Raw genomic sequence first — 18,191 nt, forward strand, 5'->3', positions numbered from 1 at the left:
TTACCTTCGATCTTGGCAACAAACTCATTGTTGTGTGAATGAGTAACTACAATCACACCATCAGCGTTGTGGACTTGGTACTGAGTGTCGATTTGAGGTAAGTCAAAGGTCGGTGCATCTAAGTCTGGACGGATAACTTGATCTACTCGGTAAAGCTCGTCTCCATTGATTCCTACTATAAGTTTGCGATCGTTCACGACAATGGTTGCTGTACCATCGTTGTTAAGTGTCACATTGCTTGAATCAACATAAACCTCTTGCCCAGCAAGAGTCACAATATATCCACTATCATTATCCGCGACTTTCCATGTACCAACACTGTCCATTGAAGTAGTGACTGGAAGCTCTGGGATTGTATTACCGTTGTCAGATGAACTGGAAGATGAAGAACTACTTAACAGCCCTGCAACCAACGCAGCCGAGGCGGCACCAACTGCAGCCCAGGTACCGTTAGATTGTTTTTCGTAAGTTACATCATCGACTGTAGCTGTCGTGCCTGGAGTAGCATTGGCATATTGTTCGTTTAATTTATACTGAACAGAAGCATCGATAGCGTTCATCTGCCCGTCAATAAGTTGAAGTGTTTGTTGGTTTGCTAGCTCTACGTCAACTTGAGGTGCAGAAGCAAAAGCAGGTGCTGCTAATACGCTAGAAATTGATATGGCTAAGAGTGATGCTTTCATAAAGTAGGATCTCGTTATTGAATGGAGCGTCTTGCTATCAATGCCTCCTTGGCAAGTGCGTTTATTATTCTCGGTGGTGAGGTTTTCAACAATATAGCCAGCTAGTGTTGATGTATAAATTAGATTTATGCTTTTATGATATTTTGGCTAATCATTAGGCTTTTAAATGATTTGTATGTGTAGTTTGAGTCCTCTACTTTATGTGTTGGCTTTTCATAAGTATTGATAGAAGGCGCGAGGTAAATATGTTCGGTTGGATAAAAGCTTGGATTAGGAAATACGATAAGTGGTGTGAAGAGCTTGGGCTAACGCCTGAAAACAAGCGCAGTTGTGTTCCTTATCGTCGAGATCCTCAAGGGCAGCAAGCTGAGAGTGGGAAAGATGACACAGCAAACAAGTGATTTTCCGCTATTTGATACACATTGCCACGCAGACTTTGAGGCGTTTGAGCAAGGTTTTACCCATGAGCTGAGCATTGAGGGATATATCAAAGAGGCAAAACAGGCTCAAGTTGAGAAGTTACTCATCCCTTCTATCGGTCAAAATAACTGGCATAAGCTTGAGAAAATTGCGCAATCTCACCCCAATGTTTACTACGCATTAGGCTTTCATCCTTACTTTTTAGAGCAAGCGGATGAGATGCAATTTGAAGAACTTCACCAACTACTCGCATCAAAAACACGTCAGTGTGTGGCCATTGGTGAGTGTGGGTTGGACTTTTTTGTGGATGTGGAACAGGAGAAACAAGAGCGCTTTTTCATCCAACAAATGGAGCTTGCGAAGGAGTTTGACCTGCCTTTAATCATCCATGAGAGGAAGTCTTATAACCGACTTATTGAGTTGTTAAAGCAACACAAGTTTACTTTTGGAGGGGTCATTCACGGTTTTTCTGGGAGTGAACAGCAAGCTTTGGCGTGGATCAAGCTCGGTTTCTATATTGGCGTCGGTGGAACGATAACTTACCCAAGAGCGCAAAAAACACGCACAACCATCGCAAAATTGCCCCTTGAATGTCTGGTATTGGAAACGGATGCTCCGGACATGCCGATGTATGGAAACCAAGGAAATGTTAATCATTCCAAATATTTAGTTACGATCTTAAATGAACTTTTTTTGCTTAGAAAAGAGCCAAAGCAATCGATTGCAGCGCAAATTTGGCAAAATAGCCATCGCGCATTCGGTATATGTGAATAAAATCGAAGGTTTTTGTTTATCGTTTGCGTAAATCGCACCGAGCTTGTGATTTGGGTCACATTTGCGTGTGAATGGTACATGAATCTTCTACGAAAGTGTGAGGACGGCATTACTTTATTAGTGGTCGCATGAGTATAATTGCCTCCGCTTTATAGCCCCATTTTGTAACACGCCAATAAATAACTAATAAGGAAGTCATAAACTATGAGCCTGTTTATGAGCCTAGTCGGAATGGTTGCACTGATCGCAATCGCAGTACTACTATCTGACAACCGCAAAGCTATTAATCTAAGAACAGTGGGTGGCGCTTTCGCTATCCAATTCGCACTTGGTGCATTCGTACTTTACATCCCTTGGGGTCGTGATCTACTTGCAGGTTTCTCTGCTGGTGTAGCAAACGTGATCGACTACGGTAAAGACGGTACTGGTTTCCTATTCGGCAGCCTAGTTAACTTCTCAGTTGACGGTATCGGTTTCATCTTTGCTTTCCAAGTACTACCAACTCTGATTTTCTTCTCTGCACTTATCTCTGTACTTTACTACATTGGTGTTATGCAAATTGTAATCAAAGTTCTTGGTGGTGGTCTTCAGAAAGCTCTAGGTACTTCTCGCGCCGAGTCTATGTCTGCAGCAGCAAACATCTTCGTTGGTCAAACTGAAGCACCTCTAGTTGTTCGTCCATTTGTTCCTAAAATGACTAACTCTGAACTATTCGCAGTAATGTGTGGTGGTTTGGCTTCTGTAGCTGGTGGTGTACTAGCGGGTTACGCATCTATGGGTGTACCTCTAGAGTACCTTGTAGCAGCATCATTCATGGCAGCACCAGGTGGTCTACTATTCGCTAAAATCATCAAGCCTGAAACAGATACGCCAGACGACAACATCGCTGACGAAATGGACGGTGGCGATGACAAACCAGCTAACGTTATCGACGCAGCAGCAGGTGGCGCATCAGTTGGTCTACAACTAGCACTTAACGTTGGTGCAATGCTACTAGCATTCATCGGTCTAATTGCTCTAATCAACGGTATCCTAGGTGGCATCGGTGGTTGGTTCGGTATGGAAAACCTAACTCTAGAACTTCTTCTAGGTTGGATCTTCGCACCGCTAGCATTCATCATTGGTGTTCCATGGGAAGAAGCAACTATCGCTGGTTCTTTCATTGGTCAGAAGACAGTTGTTAACGAATTCGTTGCATACCTAAACTTCGTACCATACGTTGGTGAAAACGCTCAAGTTGTTGCAGCAACTGGTCAAGTGATGTCTGAGAAGACTCAAGCTATCATCGCATTCGCACTATGTGGTTTCGCAAACCTTTCTTCAATTGCGATTCTTCTAGGTGGTCTAGGTGGTATTGCACCAAGCCGTCGCCACGACATCGCACGTATGGGTGTTAAAGCGGTAATTGCTGGTACTCTATCTAATCTGATGGCAGCAACAATTGCTGGCTTCTTCCTGTCTTTCTAATTAGTTAGAAATCGATATATAGACGCCATAATAATATCGCCCCGTAGCAAGAAATTGCTGCGGGGCTTTTTTGTTTTTAGGCCTGCCGTTTTTAGTATATGCACGCGCTTATGCTTAGATTCGATGTAGGGTCTAGAATGTTTTTTTGAGATACAAACCGTTTGCGTTCTAAGGAGCACTACAATTTATTGATGGATACCTATAATGTATAAGCTAAAGGGATAGGATGTCTCTGTTGGCAAGAAAGTAACCTCGAAATCAACTCGAACGTTATTCTTCTGGGATTAAGCCAAAATTAGCGATACGCTATAGATGTTAGACACAACATGACTGATTTGTTGTGCCATAGACCAAACTGGTACTGTGCGGTGACAAGGATTGCAATTGGTAGCGAAAGTTATCAAGTCTTCAGGGAACCAAGTCCGTTCATTTGTGGCTACTGAGCATTACTAAAATATCCATCTATACTGGATGGAGGGCGAAGTAGTTAACTATTTGAATATATTGATCGGAGATAGAAATGAGCGATTTAAAAGCAGCAGCTCTACGTGCACTTAAACTTATGGACCTAACTACGCTAAATGACGACGATACTACTGAAAAAGTAGTGGCGCTTTGTCATGACGCGAAGACTGCAGTAGGCAACACCGCTGCAATCTGTATTTACCCTCGCTTTATCCCAGCAGCTAAGAAAGCGTTGCGTGAGCAAGGTACTCCAGAAGTACGCATTGCGACTGTAACTAACTTCCCTCATGGTAATGACGACATCGAAATTGCTGTTGCAGAAACAAAAGCAGCGGTAGCGTACGGCGCAGACGAAGTTGACGTAGTATTCCCATACCGTGCTCTTATTGCTGGCAACGAAGAAGTTGGCTTTGAGCTAGTTAAACAGTGTAAAGCAGCTTGTGGTGACATCACGCTTAAAGTGATCATCGAAACAGGTGAACTGAAAGAAGAAGCACTAATCAAGAAAGCTTCTCAAATCTGTATCGAAGCAGGTGCAGACTTCATCAAAACTTCAACAGGTAAAGTGCCAGTAAACGCGACTCCAGAGTACGCGCGCATGATGCTTGAAGTTATCCGTGACATGGGCGTTGCTAAAACAGTTGGTTTCAAACCAGCTGGTGGCGTACGTACTGCTGAAGATGCAGCACTATACCTAGCAATGGCTGATGAGCTACTAGGCGCTGAGTGGGCAGACAACATGCACTACCGTTTTGGTGCTTCAAGCCTACTAACTAACCTTCTTAATACATTAGAAGTGACAGACCAGACTGCTGATCCAGCAGCATACTAATTTACTCGTCATATTTGACACCGCAGCGTTGTTGACTGCGTAAGTTCCTCCTAATCACATAGAGCCTCTATGCTCATAGGAATGAACTCACTGGTCGCCTAACTGCAACGCCAAATATTTAGAGTATTGAACATAATAAGTCTGTTTGATGGAGTGGCGTCAAGCCACTCCATATTACCTCTTTTCCCTACAAACCATACTCACTAGAGTTTGGGAGGCACTAATGTATCTACCTCAAGAAATTATTCGCAGAAAACGTGACGGTGAAGTCCTAACAGCTGAAGAAATTAACTTCTTCATTCAAGGTGTGGCTAAGAACACGGTTTCTGAAGGCCAAATTGCCGCATTCGCAATGGCTATCTTTTTTAATGAAATGACGATGCCAGAACGTATCGCACTAACGTGTGCAATGCGTGATTCAGGCATGGTGATTGACTGGAGCCACATGAACTTTGATGGCCCAATCGTTGATAAACACTCTACTGGTGGTGTTGGCGACGTTACTTCTCTGATGCTTGGCCCAATGGTGGCAGCATGTGGCGGTTTCGTTCCAATGATCTCTGGTCGTGGTTTAGGCCACACTGGCGGTACGCTAGACAAGCTGGAATCTATTCCGGGTTACAACATTACACCAACCAACGATGTGTTCGGTGAAGTAACGAAAGATGCTGGCGTGGCTATCATCGGTCAAACAGGCGATCTAGCTCCTGCTGACAAGCGTGTTTACGCAACTCGTGATATCACAGCAACAGTCGATAACATCTCGCTGATCACGGCTTCAATCCTATCTAAGAAACTGGCTGCGGGCCTTGATTCTCTAGTGATGGATGTAAAAGTAGGTTCAGGCGCATTCATGCCGACTTACGAAGCATCTGAAGAGCTAGCGAAATCTATCGTTGCAGTAGCAAACGGTGCGGGTACTAAAACAACAGCAATCCTAACGGACATGAACCAAGTGCTGGCTTCTTCAGCGGGTAACGCAGTAGAAGTCCGTGAAGCGGTTCAGTTCCTAACGGGTGAATACCGTAACCCTCGCTTGTTAGAGATCACTCTAGCATCGTGTGCTGAAATGCTGGTGCTCGGTAACCTAGCTAAAGACTCAGACGAAGCGCGCGAAAAACTGATGGCAGTACTGGATAACGGTAAGGCAGCAGAGTGCTTCGGTAAAATGGTAGCGGGCCTTGGTGGTCCAGTTGATTTCGTAATGAACTACGATAACTACCTAGAAAAAGCAGACATTATTAAGCCAGTGTACGCGTTAGAAAGCGGTGTGGTATCAGCAATGGATACTCGTGCAATTGGTATGGCTGTGGTTGGTATGGGCGGCGGTCGTCGTGTAGCAACTGACAGCATTGATTACGCAGTCGGTTTTGATCACTTCATTCGCCTAGGTGAAGTAGCAAGTGAAGATAAGCCATTAGCAATGATTCATGCTCGTAACGAACAACAGTGGCAAGAAGCTGCAACAGCATTACAAAATGCAATCACTGTGGGCGGAGAATATACAGCAACGCCAGACGTTTACCGTCAGATTCGTTCTGAAGACGTGTAAATAACAGGTATCGGTATACCTCGCGTATACCGATAAACAGAGTTCTGGTGCAAAGAGCAATAAGTTGGTGAAGAAAATGAAAAGAGCATTTATTTTAGTTTTAGATTCATTCGGTATCGGTGAAACAGCGGATGCAGACAAATTTGGTGATGTAGGTTCTGACACTATGGGCCACATCGCAGATCATTGTGACCAAGGTCTTGCAGACAATGCAGATCGTAAAGGTTCACTGGCACTGCCAAACCTGTCTAAGCTAGGTCTAGCGATGGCTCACAAAGAGTCTACGGGTCGTTTTGCTCCTGGTATGGATGCAGACGCTGAGATCATTGGCGCTTACGGTCACGCTGCTGAGCTGTCTTCTGGTAAAGACACGCCATCAGGTCACTGGGAAATCGCAGGTGTTCCTGTACTGTTTGACTGGGGCTACTTCACCGACAAAGAGAACAGCTTCCCAAAAGAACTGACTGACCGCATCCTTGAGCGTGCAGGCCTGTCTGGTTTCTTGGGTAACTGCCACTCATCTGGTACGGAAATCCTAGATAACCTAGGTGAAGAGCACATGAAGACTGGCTTACCAATCTTCTACACGTCTGCTGACTCAGTATTCCAAATCGCGTGTCATGAAGAGACATTCGGTCTGCAAAACCTATTAGACCTTTGTCAGATCGCTCGTGAAGAGCTAGAAGAGTACAACATTGGTCGTGTTATCGCGCGTCCGTTCGTTGGTCCGGGTAAAGGTCAATTCGAACGTACTGGTAACCGTCGTGACCTTTCTGTTGAGCCACCTGCAGCTACCATTCTTCAGAAGTTGGTTGATGAGAAGGGCGGTAACGTTCACTCAATCGGTAAGATCTCTGATATCTACGCGGGTTGTGGCATCACTCAGAAAACCAAAGCAACAGGTATCCCTGCGCTATTTGAAGCAACCAAAGATGCGATCAATGAAGCGGGCGACAACACTATCGTGTTCACTAACTTCGTTGATTTTGACTCAGCTTACGGCCACCGCCGTGATGTTGCTGGTTACGCAGCGGCACTTGAGTACTTCGATGGTCGCATCAATGAAATCATCGATATGATGAAAGAAGACGATGTGCTTATCTTAACTGCTGACCACGGTTGTGATCCGACATGGCCAGGTACAGACCATACTCGTGAGCACATCCCTGTGATTGTTTACGGTCAGAAGGTTCCAGCCGGTTCTTTAGGCCGTCGCGATACGTTCGCTGATATCGGTCAAAGCTTAGCGTCATACTTTGGTACATCGCCAATGGGACACGGTACAAGCTTTCTATAATAGTTAACGAAGAGAGAGGGAAACCTCTCTCTTCTTTTTTTGTTTTGAGATTAAGGATATTTTCAATGGCTACTCCACATATTAATGCTGAAATGGGTGCGTTCGCTGATGTTGTTTTAATGCCTGGCGATCCGCTACGTGCTAAATACATCGCTGAAACCTTCTTAGAAGAAGTGGTTCAAGTGTGCGACGTTCGCAACATGTTTGGTTACACCGGTACTTACAAAGGTCGTAAGGTTTCGGTAATGGGACACGGTATGGGCATTCCATCTTGTTCTATTTACGCGACTGAGCTGATCAAAGACTTTGGTGTGAAGAAGATCATTCGTGTAGGTAGTTGTGGTGCAGTGAGCGAAGATATCAAAGTGCGTGATGTGGTGATCGGCATGGGCGCATGTACTGACTCTAAAGTGAACCGTATTCGCTTTAAAGATCATGACTTTGCGGCGATTGCGGATTACAAAATGGTGCGCGCGGCAGAAGATGCAGCCAAAGCTCTCGGTGTCGGCGTAAAAGTCGGTAACCTGTTCTCGGCTGAGCTGTTCTACACGCCAGATCCAGAGATGTTCGAAGTAATGGACAAATACGGCATTGTTGGCGTAGAGATGGAAGCGGCTGGCATCTATGGTGTGTGTGCTGAATACGGCGCAAAAGCTCTAACGATTTGTACTGTTTCTGACCACATTAAGACTGGTGAGCAAACGACATCAGATGAACGTCAAACGACTTTCAACGACATGATGGTTATTGCGTTAGACTCTGTACTTCTTGGTGACCAAGAGTAATTGTTCTTCACTGTGGCTTGATAAAGTAACAGATAACAAAAAGCCCCGTTGCTGCCTGAGCGTCGGGGCTTTTTATTGGATAACGTAATTGCGCTATTTATGAATTTACGTTCTTCAGAAGTAAGTTCTCGCCTGACTTGGTTGGTCTTCTACGAATCAACATAATAAACAGCACACCACTGACGAAGCCCATTAATACCATACCGATCATGTAGCGATCACTTTTGCGGTAGTGGTGATCCGATATCGCTGTCATTTTACCTGTCTCAAAGGTGACGCGGATAAAACCGATGATGGTGTTTTCTTTCGAGTAAATGGGTTCAACGAGTTGTTGCCTACCGATACTCGCGGTTGAAAGTGGCGTATCTAAGCCAAGAACCTCACGTACCGAGAGGGCTTTTTCGCTCGAAGCCAGTCGAATACCCTCTGCATCATAGATGGTGGTATCGAACACCAGTCGGTCTTGAGATAGCTGGTTAGTCAGATCAAGCAATCGCTCTTGGTCTTGTTGCGTGATCATCTTGCTGGCTGAAAGTGATGCCTGAGAGATAAGCAGCTTGGTAAGAGTTTCCAACTGTTTTGCTTGGATCTTCTCGTTACCTTTACTGATCACGACCGTATTTTTAATCGTTACAACGAACATGGTAGCCAACAAAATGAGGGCTAGCATTCGTAAAGCGTTACGTATTGAGAACAATGATTCATTCATGTTTCACGAAGCCTGAAATAAACAAATGTTATGATTAAGACATATTGAGACTTGCGTTTTCAAATTGCAATAGGTTAACGTTTAGCATAGTTAATTAGGAATCATACACATGGACGCTCAGAAATATCTGCCGATAAAAAGGCATACGACATTATTAACTCGACTCCCCGAGACTCGTTTCGCTTCTCAACTCGCTAAATCCAAGGCCAATTGGATTGTGTTTGGTGAGTACCTATCTCCACAATCTTTCGATGACATCGACTTTTTCACTGGCACTTACAACACCATCCTCGATACGTGGAAGGTTGGGCATTATGAAGTGGCTTTGATGTCAGGCAATCTAACGCCAGCACACGAAGAAATCCTCCAAGCGCTAAAGCTTGATTATGCTTGCCTTAGCGAGGTCCCAGACTTATCTAAGCCAGGTTTGATCGTGATGGATATGGATTCCACAGCGATTCAAATTGAATGCATCGATGAGATTGCCAAGCTAGCTGGAGTGGGAGAGTTAGTCTCTGAAATCACAGAACGAGCAATGCAAGGCGAGCTCGACTTTGAACAGAGCCTACGCCAGCGAGTAGGAGCACTGAAAGGTGCGGATGAATCGATATTAGAGCAAGTGCGTCAGTCATTGCCATTCATGCCAGACTTGGTCGGGCTGGTGAATACTCTAAATAAGCTTGGCTGGAAAACGGCGATTGCATCAGGCGGTTTTACTTACTTCTCTGACTACCTGAAAGATACCCTTGATCTAGACCATGCTCAATCAAACACGCTTGAGATCGTCAACGGTAAGTTGACGGGTGAAGTCTTAGGCGATGTTGTTTCGGCGCAGACCAAAGCGGATATCTTGGTAGAGTTGGCTGAAGAGTACGAATTGGAACTACATAATACCGTTGCCGTTGGTGATGGTGCCAATGACTTGGTGATGATGGGCTCTGCAGGTTTAGGCATTGCCTACCACGCAAAACCAAAAGTAGAGCAGCAAGCTCAAACTGCTGTTCGTTACGCAGGTTTAGGCGGTGTGCTGTGTATCTTGTCGGGTGTATTGGCTAAGCAACAGAAGATCAGCTGGCAAGCGAAACCTTAGGGGCTCTACCTAAGTGCTATTGGCTATGTATCTTATTTAGCAATAGTGGCTCAGACACAAAAAAAGCAGGCTATCAGCCTGCTTTTTCAATTTTCATGCTTAAGTTAATACGCCACTCGAGGCTAGCGTGTTAGCTCCAATCGAATCAGCACTTCATCGGTAATGTCCTCTATCTCGCCATAACCGATAAACGCCGTTACCTCATTCTCTAGCTTCTTAGCTTGATGCATACTGATGCGTGAAAGCTCTTCTAAATCCGACTGGAATAAACTCGTTAGCGGATTAAAGATAGGTGCCGTGGTGACTCGCAATACATACACATCACCTAAGTGCTGCGCTTTCTTGATGAATAAGATGCGTTCCTTTGCTGAGGCGAAGTCTTTGACCAACTTGGTGTGTACCGACTGGATTTTGTCGCCAAACTTCACTGCAGCAATGTACACGTCATGATGCTTAGGCTCCGCACCTTCAATTCTTTTTAGTGGCTCAGCCAACAGTGAGTTGGTGTGACCCTTGAAGATTGGCTCGAGTGAGAACTTTTGGTTGTGACCAAGTTTAGCAAGTAACGTTAGATGCTTATTCAGTGGGAAATTCACACCAATGATCTTACAGCGCAGCGTTGAACTTGGCTTATCAATGAATATTGGGTTACTGACCATCTTGCTCAACAAAATGTTGTGCAGTGATTCGAGTAGCGAATGTGTTGGCAGTATCTCTTGCTTCTTAATCAGCTTACTTTGGTTTTGATCGATAAGCCCATTAAGGAAAGCGATGGTACGCATTGTCTTGGCGTTCTCGGCAATAACCAACTGCACGTTGCGACCATTCGGACTCACTCGAATTACGTGGTAAGGCACTGTGCTCAGTGGCAGGTTCTTGTCATAGAGCTGCAGTTCATTGAAGTTCACTAATACCGGATCATTAATCTTGAGTACCATTGGGTGTTCAAGGCTAATGCTCAGTCCACGTTTCGAGATATCTAAGGTGTGTCCGTTCGCCGCTGCGCCATCTTGTGATGTAAGTTGCAACGGTGACTTAAATTGGTATCTCGGCTCTTTACGACGGGTCTGAGAGTCAAAGTAAATGCTTTGAATATTGCCGATGACAGTACGCGGGTGACGGAAGCGGTTCAATTCACTGCTTGGAATGCGTGGCTTTTCACTCAAAAGATAGTCAGCAGCACTTTCGTGATCGCCAATCTCTTGCAAGATTCCGCAATGCGTCAGTTGAGCTGAGCTTTGAGCTAGAGTCTCCGAGTGCTTAGCTAATGCTTGTCGTTCTGTGTCTGACAGTTCGAAAACCGAGAACTTGAACGCCTTCCAACTTTTACGTTTACCACCGATGTGCCAGAACAGCTGTCTTTGTTCACGAGAGGCTTCAGGCAGCATCATTGAATAGAACAAGGTCTTGTTTTGGTGTTCATGGGTAAAAGAGTAGATAACGTTACTGGTTCCCTTCACTCCTGGTTTCGCCAACAGGTTCATACGTTGCTCGTTGAACAGGGTACCCAGCGCTTGTTGATTTCGTTCGTCGTGCCAATATTGCCATAATGGATGGTTGTTATCCGTCAGTAGGGCAAGCTTTAGTTCGCTGCCGCTGAAAAACAGGGGTAGGTTACAAGTATGCTTTAGATAGGTATGTTCGATTCCTCGAGTACGAGTTCGAATAATCCTATCTTGATTCTCATGGCTGGTTTTCTTACTGGTGCTATTTAAAGACTCATCGAGTAAGCGAGCCACAATATTGTTGTCGCTTACCTTGATGGTTCTTAGAAATTTGACCGCGTTGTTCTCATAAGATTCGTCGATACCCAAAACACGAAATTCAACCGCTTGGTTAACATCGTTTTCTTGGGACTTTTCGATAAGCTCTGAGAACTTAACGCTGATGATCTCGCCGAGGTTGTATCGAAAGGCGCTCGGTACTTTGAACTTTGCACCCGACGGGGAGATATCAACCGTTACACCATGTAGGCTTTGCCCTTTCGATGTGGTGATCTCGACCTGCGAGCTAATCTTGAGTCTGTTCTCTTGGCGTTTTAAGTCGTAACCTAGGTTAATAGCTTCCGCTTCGTACGGGCTATTGGCGCTAGTAATGTCGTGGTTACCTTGAGAAGATGTTTTAACAACGCTCAGAGGCTGAGTTCGCGGAGTCATTACTAACTCCCATGCGCCTTCTGTGTAACCTTTAAACTTTTTCGTACCACGTTGATATGCGTTTAAAGCGATATCATCGAGCCAGTGCTTACGGCCATCGAGAGTGAACTGACGACACTCATTATCAATACGCCCGCGTAAATCAATGCTCTTTGTACACGGAGCCATGATACGATTCAGTTCCATTTTAACGAGCAGCTTCAGAGACGGTGATTCCCCTTCTGTCATTTGAGAAAGAAGGAATTCGAAATCTTCGGCGTGGTAAGCCGGGATTAAACGTTCTGCTACAGATAGAATTTCAGATTGCTGCATACTTTTCTTGTTAGAATGGACGGTGCGTTTATGTTATCGACTAGTTTAAATCGATCTTTAAGTATAAGTGGTATGACTGCAACTTTTATTTTCATCCGTACGGTCAAATAAGTCACAAATTGACAACATCATTGTGTAATTGAGTAAATTATTGAGGTTTTATGGCGAAGGCAAAGCGAGCTTATGTGTGTAATGACTGTGGTGCCGATTTTCCACGTTGGCAGGGGCAGTGCAATGCATGTGGTGCTTGGAACACGATTACAGAAGTTAGGTTAGCCGCTTCACCTCAGGTCGCACGTAATGAACGATTGAGTGGTTATGCGGGCGGTGCAACTGAATCTTCGGTTCAAACGCTGTCAGAAATCGATCTGCAAGAAGTCCCACGTTTTAGCAGTGGCTTTAAAGAGCTAGACCGCGTACTTGGTGGTGGTGTCGTACCGGGTGCTGCGATCCTGATTGGTGGTAACCCGGGTGCCGGTAAATCAACGCTGCTATTACAAACCATGTGTCAGCTTTCTTCTCAATTACCGACTCTCTATGTAACCGGGGAAGAATCTCTGCAACAAGTCGCGATGCGTGCGTCTCGACTTGGATTGCCAAAAGAGCACCTAAAGATGCTCTCAGAAACGAACGTGGATAAGATTTGTCAGGTTGCAGAAAAAGAACAACCTAAGATCATGGTTATCGACTCCATCCAAGTTATGCACGTTGCGGATGTTCAATCTTCTCCGGGCAGTGTTGCACAGGTTCGTGAATCGGCAACCGCATTAACGCGCTACGCAAAACAGAATAACGTTGCTGTGTTCTTAGTTGGACACGTAACTAAAGACGGCACCTTAGCAGGGCCAAAAGTACTTGAGCACATTATTGACTGTTCTGTTTTATTAGATGGCGGAACCGATAGCCGTTTTAGAACGCTACGCAGCCACAAAAACCGTTTTGGTGCAGTGAATGAACTGGGTGTGTTTGCGATGACAGGCCAAGGGCTAAAAGAAGTCAGCAACCCATCCGCTATCTTCTTGTCTCGTGGTGAAGAAGAAACCTCGGGCAGTTCTGTCATGGTGGTGTGGGAAGGGACGCGTCCACTTCTTGTCGAAATCCAAGCGCTGGTGGATTATTCACAGCTGGCTAACCCACGTCGCGTCGCTGTCGGCCTAGAGCAAAACAGGCTTTCTTTGTTATTAGCGGTGCTGCATAAACACGGCGGCTTACAAATGGCTGACCAAGATGTGTTTGTGAATGTCGTCGGTGGTGTTAAAGTAACCGAAACCAGTGCTGATCTTGCGTTGGTGATGGCTCTACTTTCTAGTTTCAGAGACCGCGCATTACCAAAAGATGTGGTGGTATTTGGAGAAGTAGGCCTAGCGGGTGAGATTCGACCTGTACCGAGCGGACAAGAGCGTTTAAATGAAGCATTTAAACACGGCTTTAAGAAAGCGATTGTACCGGCGGCTAACATGCCTAAAGGTGGCATTCCAGGAATGCAGATCCACGGTGTGAAAAAATTATCGGAAGCAATTAATGCTTTTGATGAGTTGTAATTGAACTCACTTCAGCTACTCTATACAGCAGCAATTCAGCCTAACCTTAACGCCGATTAGGCTTTAGGTTAGCACTATAATTAACAATCATTTAGATTGTTACTACTGAGTGCCTTTTTCTATATGTTAGAAAAAGGCAAAGTTTTTTAGTCCCAAATGCATGCAAAGCTATCAGTCTTCACAGATTGTGATATACTCTGCGCGCATTTTATATCCTATTAACAGAGTAAGACAATGGCAGATTTATCGAAATACAGAAACATTGGTATTTTCGCGCACGTTGATGCGGGTAAAACAACTACCACTGAGCGTATCCTTAAGCTAACTGGTCAAATCCACAAGACTGGTGAAGTACATGATGGCGAATCAACGACTGACTTCATGGAACAGGAAGCTGAGCGCGGTATTACTATCCAATCAGCAGCTGTAAGCTGTTTTTGGAACGATCACCGTCTAAACGTTATCGATACTCCTGGACACGTTGACTTCACAGTTGAAGTATACCGTTCTCTTAAAGTTCTTGATGGCGGTATCGGTGTATTCTGTGGTTCTGGTGGTGTTGAACCTCAATCAGAAACTAACTGGCGCTACGCTAACGAATCAGAAGTATCTCGTCTGATCTTCGTTAACAAACTAGACCGTATGGGTGCAGACTTCTACAACGTTGTTGACCAAGTTAAGAACGTTCTAGGCGCTACTCCTCTAGTAATGGTTCTACCAATCGGCCGTGAAGACGAGTTCGTTGGTGTTGTAGACCTACTAAGCCGTAAAGCATACGTTTGGGATGACACTGGTCTTCCTGAAAACTACGAAATCAAAGATGTTCCAGCGGACATGGTTGATGACGTTGAGCAATACCGTGAAGAGCTAATCGAAACTGCTGTAGAGCAAGACGATGACCTAATGGAAGCTTACATGGAAGGTGAAGAGCCTTCTATCGAAGACATCAAGCGTTGTATCCGTAAAGGTACTCGTGATATCGCATTCTTCCCAACGTTCTGTGGTTCTGCGTTCAAGAACAAAGGTATGCAACTTGTCCTTGATGCTGTAGTAGATTACCTACCAGCACCAACTGAAGTTGACCCTCAGCCTCTAATGGATGAGAACGGTGAAGAAACTGGCGAACACGCTATCGTTTCTACAGATGAGACTTTCAAAGCGCTTGCATTCAAAATCATGGATGACCGCTTCGGTGCTCTAACTTTCGTTCGTATTTACTCTGGTAAACTGAACAAAGGTGACACGATTCTTAACTCATTCACTGGCAAGACTGAACGTGTTGGCCGTATGGTTGAGATGCAAGCTGATGACCGTAACGAACTAACTAGCGCACAAGCTGGTGACATCATTGCGATCGTTGGTATGAAGAACGTGCAAACTGGTCACACTCTATGTGATCCTAAGCACCAAGTAACGCTTGAGCCAATGGTATTCCCAACTCCAGTAATCTCAATCGCTGTATCTCCAAAAGATAAAGGCGGTTCTGAGAAAATGGGTATCGCTATCGGTAAAATGGTTGCAGAAGATCCATCTTTCCAAGTTGAGACTGACGAAGAGACTGGCGAAACTATCCTGAAAGGTATGGGTGAACTTCACCTAGACATCAAGGTAGATATCCTTAAGCGTACATACGGCGTTGACCTTGTAGTAGGTGCTCCTCAAGTAGCTTACCGTGAAACAATCACGAAAGCTGTTGAAGATAGCTACACGCACAAGAAGCAATCTGGTGGTTCTGGTCAATTCGGTAAGATCGATTACCGTATCAAACCAGGCGAAGCAGGTTCTGGCTTCAAGTTCAACTCTGTAGTTGTGGGCGGTAACGTTCCTAAAGAATTCTGGCCTGCAGTTGAGAAAGGCTTCGCATCTATGATGGAAAACGGCGTACTAGCTGGCTTCCCAACTCTAGACGTTGAAGTTGAACTTTTCGATGGTGGTTTCCACGCAGTCGATTCATCTGCTATCGCATTTGAAATCGCAGCGAAAGGCGCATTCCGTCAATCTATGCCTAAAGCTGGCGCGCAACTTCTTGAGCCAATCATGAACGTTGACGTGTTCACTCCAGACGATCACGTTGGTGATGTTATCGGTGACCTTAACCGTCGTCGTGGCATGATCAAAGATCAACAAGCTGGCGTTACTGGTGTTCGTATTAAAGCTGACGTACCTCTTTCTGAGATGTTCGGCTACATCGGTCACCTACGTACTATCACTTCTGGTCGTGGCCAATTCTCTATGGAATTCGCACAATACGCACCATGTCCAACTAACGTTGCTGACGAAGTGATTGCAAAAGTTAAAGCAGAAAAAGAAGCTGGTAAGTAATTAGCCCTTTTCTCAATTAGCTAAAAAAGCCCCGCAAGTGAAAGCTTGCGGGGCTTTTTATTGCTTGTAACATACTGCGAGATGCGAGATGCGAGATGCGAGATGCGAGATGCGAGATGCGAGATGCGAGATGCGAGATGCGAGATGCGAGATGCGAGATGCGAGATGCGAGATGTGATATTGATATGGCCCCTAAAAAGTAGACACAGGGGTTGTCCCGTATTTAATCAACACGGGACAGATAAAGTAGGGAGAGATTAACGCTTTAAGTCGATGTAAATCTGCTCTACCTTGGTACGAGCCCAATCTGTTTTACGCAAAAATTTTAAGCTCGATTTAATGCTCGGGTCTTTTTTAAAGCAGTTGATGTTCACCATGTAACTCAACTCTTCCCAACCGTAATGTTCAACTAATTCAGTCAGTAGCTTCTGTAGAGTGATACCGTGAAGTGGATTATTGTCTTGTGTCATGAGATGTTCTCGCCATTTATTTGAGCTAAGTATACCAGTTTCGCTTTATGAATTATCCGACCATTTGAGTTCGTAATCGGTGTGGATAATCGAAAGCTCTTCTCTACCTGTATCACCAAACAATTTAACTTGAGTCTGCATCCATTCTTCGAAGCGTTTTATCTTTTCTCGATGGAAGTAACCTGGAGGCGCGCATAAAAAGTAATTGTATTTAGGCTTCAGCGCGATATTACCGATTCGGACGAGTTTCTTTTCCTGCAAATAGCGATACACCAAGCTGTGCTTAACCAAGGCAACGCCCTGAACGGATAATGCACCCTCTAAAACAAAATGTGAGCCGTCAAATTGCAATGATGAACGTCCTGCCTTCGCCCCAGCAACGTCTAACCATAGATTCCAATCCATATCAGGCCAACGGTCTTCAATTAACTCTGCTTTATGCAGATCGCTGATGTCATAGATTCCATATTTTTCTTGATAGATAGGATGACAGACAGGGTAAACAACTTCGTCCATTAACCAGCGTGATTCGATGTTTGGGTAGTCTCCATGACCATATCGAACACAGATATCGACATTAGAATCTTCAAATGTGACTAGCTTATTAGTCGGCTCAATTAACATGGATAGATCAGGGTGGCGATCGCGAAAGTCGCCTATTCTCGGTACGAGCCAATGCTGAGCAAAGGAAGGCACGGTAGAGATCGACAGCTGAGTGGGGTTTGGATCTTGGTTGATGCGTCTCACCCCATCTTGAATATGAGCAAAGCCTTTCTTCGCTTGCTGGTACAGTACTTCACCTTCATGAGTGAGTACTATTTTTCGGTGCTGGCGAATAAACAGGTCTGCGCCTAACCATTCTTCAAGTTGGCGAATTTGTTGGCTGACTGCTGCAGCCGTGACAAATAGCTTTTCTGCTGCGAGCTTGAAACTGCCAGTTTCAGCCGCAGTATAAAAACAGTAGATCCCTTGGAATGGTGGCGTTCGCTCTCTCACATTAGTTTTCCTTAACTGAGTACCAGTATCTATCGTTTGTCGCTAATGCGTTACTGGTCGATTATTGACCATAAGAAAGCAAAGCGTCAATAGGAGAGCGATTATGAACACGATAACAACGACATCAAATACTCATCATTCATTCTTATCATCATTATCAGGTAAGAAATTCTATTCTAAATTTAGGATTTATCTTCAGAATCGTAGGACGAGAAAATACCTAGCAGAGCTATCGGATCATTTACTTGAAGATGTTGGTATTACCCGAGAGCAGGCTAATGAAGAGATGAAAAAATCTTTTTGGGAGTAAATAAACTTCA

General features: G+C 44.8%; 15 protein-coding genes and 1 pseudogene. 11 read left to right on the forward strand and 5 right to left on the reverse strand.

Translation table 11 applies throughout. From position 1 onward, the window contains the following. Positions 1 to 683, reverse strand: a pseudogene (locus F0229_RS06170) (hypothetical protein); the annotation flags it as partial. A gap of 245 nt (positions 684 to 928) precedes the next feature. Here F0229_RS06170 and F0229_RS06175 point away from each other — a divergent pair. From F0229_RS06175 to deoD, 7 genes are all read left to right on the forward strand, one after another. Then, positions 929 to 1,084 carry a DUF5363 family protein gene (locus F0229_RS06175; RefSeq protein WP_171732460.1) on the forward strand — a complete coding sequence of 52 codons (156 nt, stop codon included), beginning with the start codon at positions 929 to 931 and terminating at the stop codon, positions 1,082 to 1,084. Continuing rightward, positions 1,065 to 1,877, forward strand: a complete 813-nt coding sequence (locus F0229_RS06180) for a TatD family hydrolase (RefSeq protein WP_171732461.1) — start codon at positions 1,065 to 1,067, stop codon at positions 1,875 to 1,877. Before F0229_RS06175 ends, F0229_RS06180 begins: the two co-directional genes overlap by 20 nt. Positions 1,878 to 2,081: 204 nt before the next feature. Beyond that, a complete protein-coding gene (locus F0229_RS06185) occupies positions 2,082 to 3,344 on the forward strand; it encodes a NupC/NupG family nucleoside CNT transporter (RefSeq protein WP_017058833.1) in 1,263 nt (420 codons plus the stop codon). Positions 3,345 to 3,864: 520 nt separating this feature from the next. Next, positions 3,865 to 4,641, forward strand: a complete 777-nt coding sequence (gene deoC, locus F0229_RS06190; protein ID WP_010436196.1) for a deoxyribose-phosphate aldolase — start codon at positions 3,865 to 3,867, stop codon at positions 4,639 to 4,641. Positions 4,642 to 4,864: 223 nt separating this feature from the next. Continuing rightward, entirely contained in the window at positions 4,865 to 6,193 is a 1,329-nt protein-coding gene (gene deoA, locus F0229_RS06195) for a thymidine phosphorylase (protein ID WP_017063283.1), read from the forward strand. Between the two features lie 76 nt (positions 6,194 to 6,269). Next, on the forward strand, positions 6,270 to 7,490 hold the full coding sequence (locus tag F0229_RS06200) for a phosphopentomutase (RefSeq protein WP_171732462.1): 1,221 nt from the start codon (positions 6,270 to 6,272) through the stop codon (positions 7,488 to 7,490). Between the two features lie 65 nt (positions 7,491 to 7,555). After that, positions 7,556 to 8,275, forward strand: a complete 720-nt coding sequence (gene deoD, locus F0229_RS06205; protein WP_171732463.1) for a purine-nucleoside phosphorylase — start codon at positions 7,556 to 7,558, stop codon at positions 8,273 to 8,275. 97 nt (positions 8,276 to 8,372) lie between these two features. Here the strand turns inward: deoD and F0229_RS06210 are convergent, their stop codons facing one another. After that, positions 8,373 to 8,984, reverse strand: a complete 612-nt coding sequence (locus tag F0229_RS06210; RefSeq protein WP_171732464.1) for a YtjB family periplasmic protein — start codon at positions 8,982 to 8,984, stop codon at positions 8,373 to 8,375. A 109-nt stretch (positions 8,985 to 9,093) separates the two neighbouring features. Here F0229_RS06210 and serB point away from each other — a divergent pair, with 109 nt between their 5' ends. Next, positions 9,094 to 10,074, forward strand: a complete 981-nt coding sequence (serB, locus tag F0229_RS06215) for a phosphoserine phosphatase (protein ID WP_017058828.1) — start codon at positions 9,094 to 9,096, stop codon at positions 10,072 to 10,074. Positions 10,075 to 10,196: 122 nt separating this feature from the next. On the opposite strand, the gene F0229_RS06220 is transcribed toward serB, so the two are convergent. Continuing rightward, on the reverse strand, positions 10,197 to 12,542 hold the full coding sequence (locus tag F0229_RS06220) for a PilZ domain-containing protein (protein WP_171732465.1): 2,346 nt from the start codon (positions 12,540 to 12,542) through the stop codon (positions 10,197 to 10,199). A 161-nt stretch (positions 12,543 to 12,703) separates the two neighbouring features. Between F0229_RS06220 and radA the strand changes: the two genes are divergently transcribed. Continuing rightward, positions 12,704 to 14,083: a DNA repair protein RadA gene (gene radA, locus F0229_RS06225; protein ID WP_017063288.1), complete on the forward strand. Its 1,380-nt coding sequence runs from the start codon at positions 12,704 to 12,706 to the stop codon at positions 14,081 to 14,083. Positions 14,084 to 14,317: 234 nt separating this feature from the next. Further along, entirely contained in the window at positions 14,318 to 16,405 is a 2,088-nt protein-coding gene (gene fusA / locus F0229_RS06230) for an elongation factor G (protein ID WP_171732466.1), read from the forward strand. Positions 16,406 to 16,662: 257 nt separating this feature from the next. On the opposite strand, the gene F0229_RS06235 is transcribed toward fusA, so the two are convergent. Together F0229_RS06235 and F0229_RS06240 are read right to left on the reverse strand one after the other, a co-directional pair. After that, positions 16,663 to 16,875, reverse strand: coding sequence for a VF530 family DNA-binding protein (locus F0229_RS06235; protein WP_012604684.1), 213 nt, complete (start codon positions 16,873 to 16,875; stop codon positions 16,663 to 16,665). A 45-nt stretch (positions 16,876 to 16,920) separates the two neighbouring features. Further along, positions 16,921 to 17,871, reverse strand: coding sequence for a LysR substrate-binding domain-containing protein (locus tag F0229_RS06240; RefSeq protein WP_171732467.1), 951 nt, complete (start codon positions 17,869 to 17,871; stop codon positions 16,921 to 16,923). A gap of 103 nt (positions 17,872 to 17,974) precedes the next feature. Here F0229_RS06240 and F0229_RS06245 point away from each other — a divergent pair, with 103 nt between their 5' ends. Beyond that, on the forward strand, positions 17,975 to 18,181 hold the full coding sequence (locus F0229_RS06245) for a DUF1127 domain-containing protein (protein WP_171732468.1): 207 nt from the start codon (positions 17,975 to 17,977) through the stop codon (positions 18,179 to 18,181). The last annotated feature ends 10 nt before the right edge of the window (positions 18,182 to 18,191 follow it).

The organism is Vibrio sp. AIC-3 (assembly GCF_013114515.1).
GTDB lineage: Bacteria > Pseudomonadota > Gammaproteobacteria > Enterobacterales > Vibrionaceae > Vibrio > Vibrio crassostreae_C.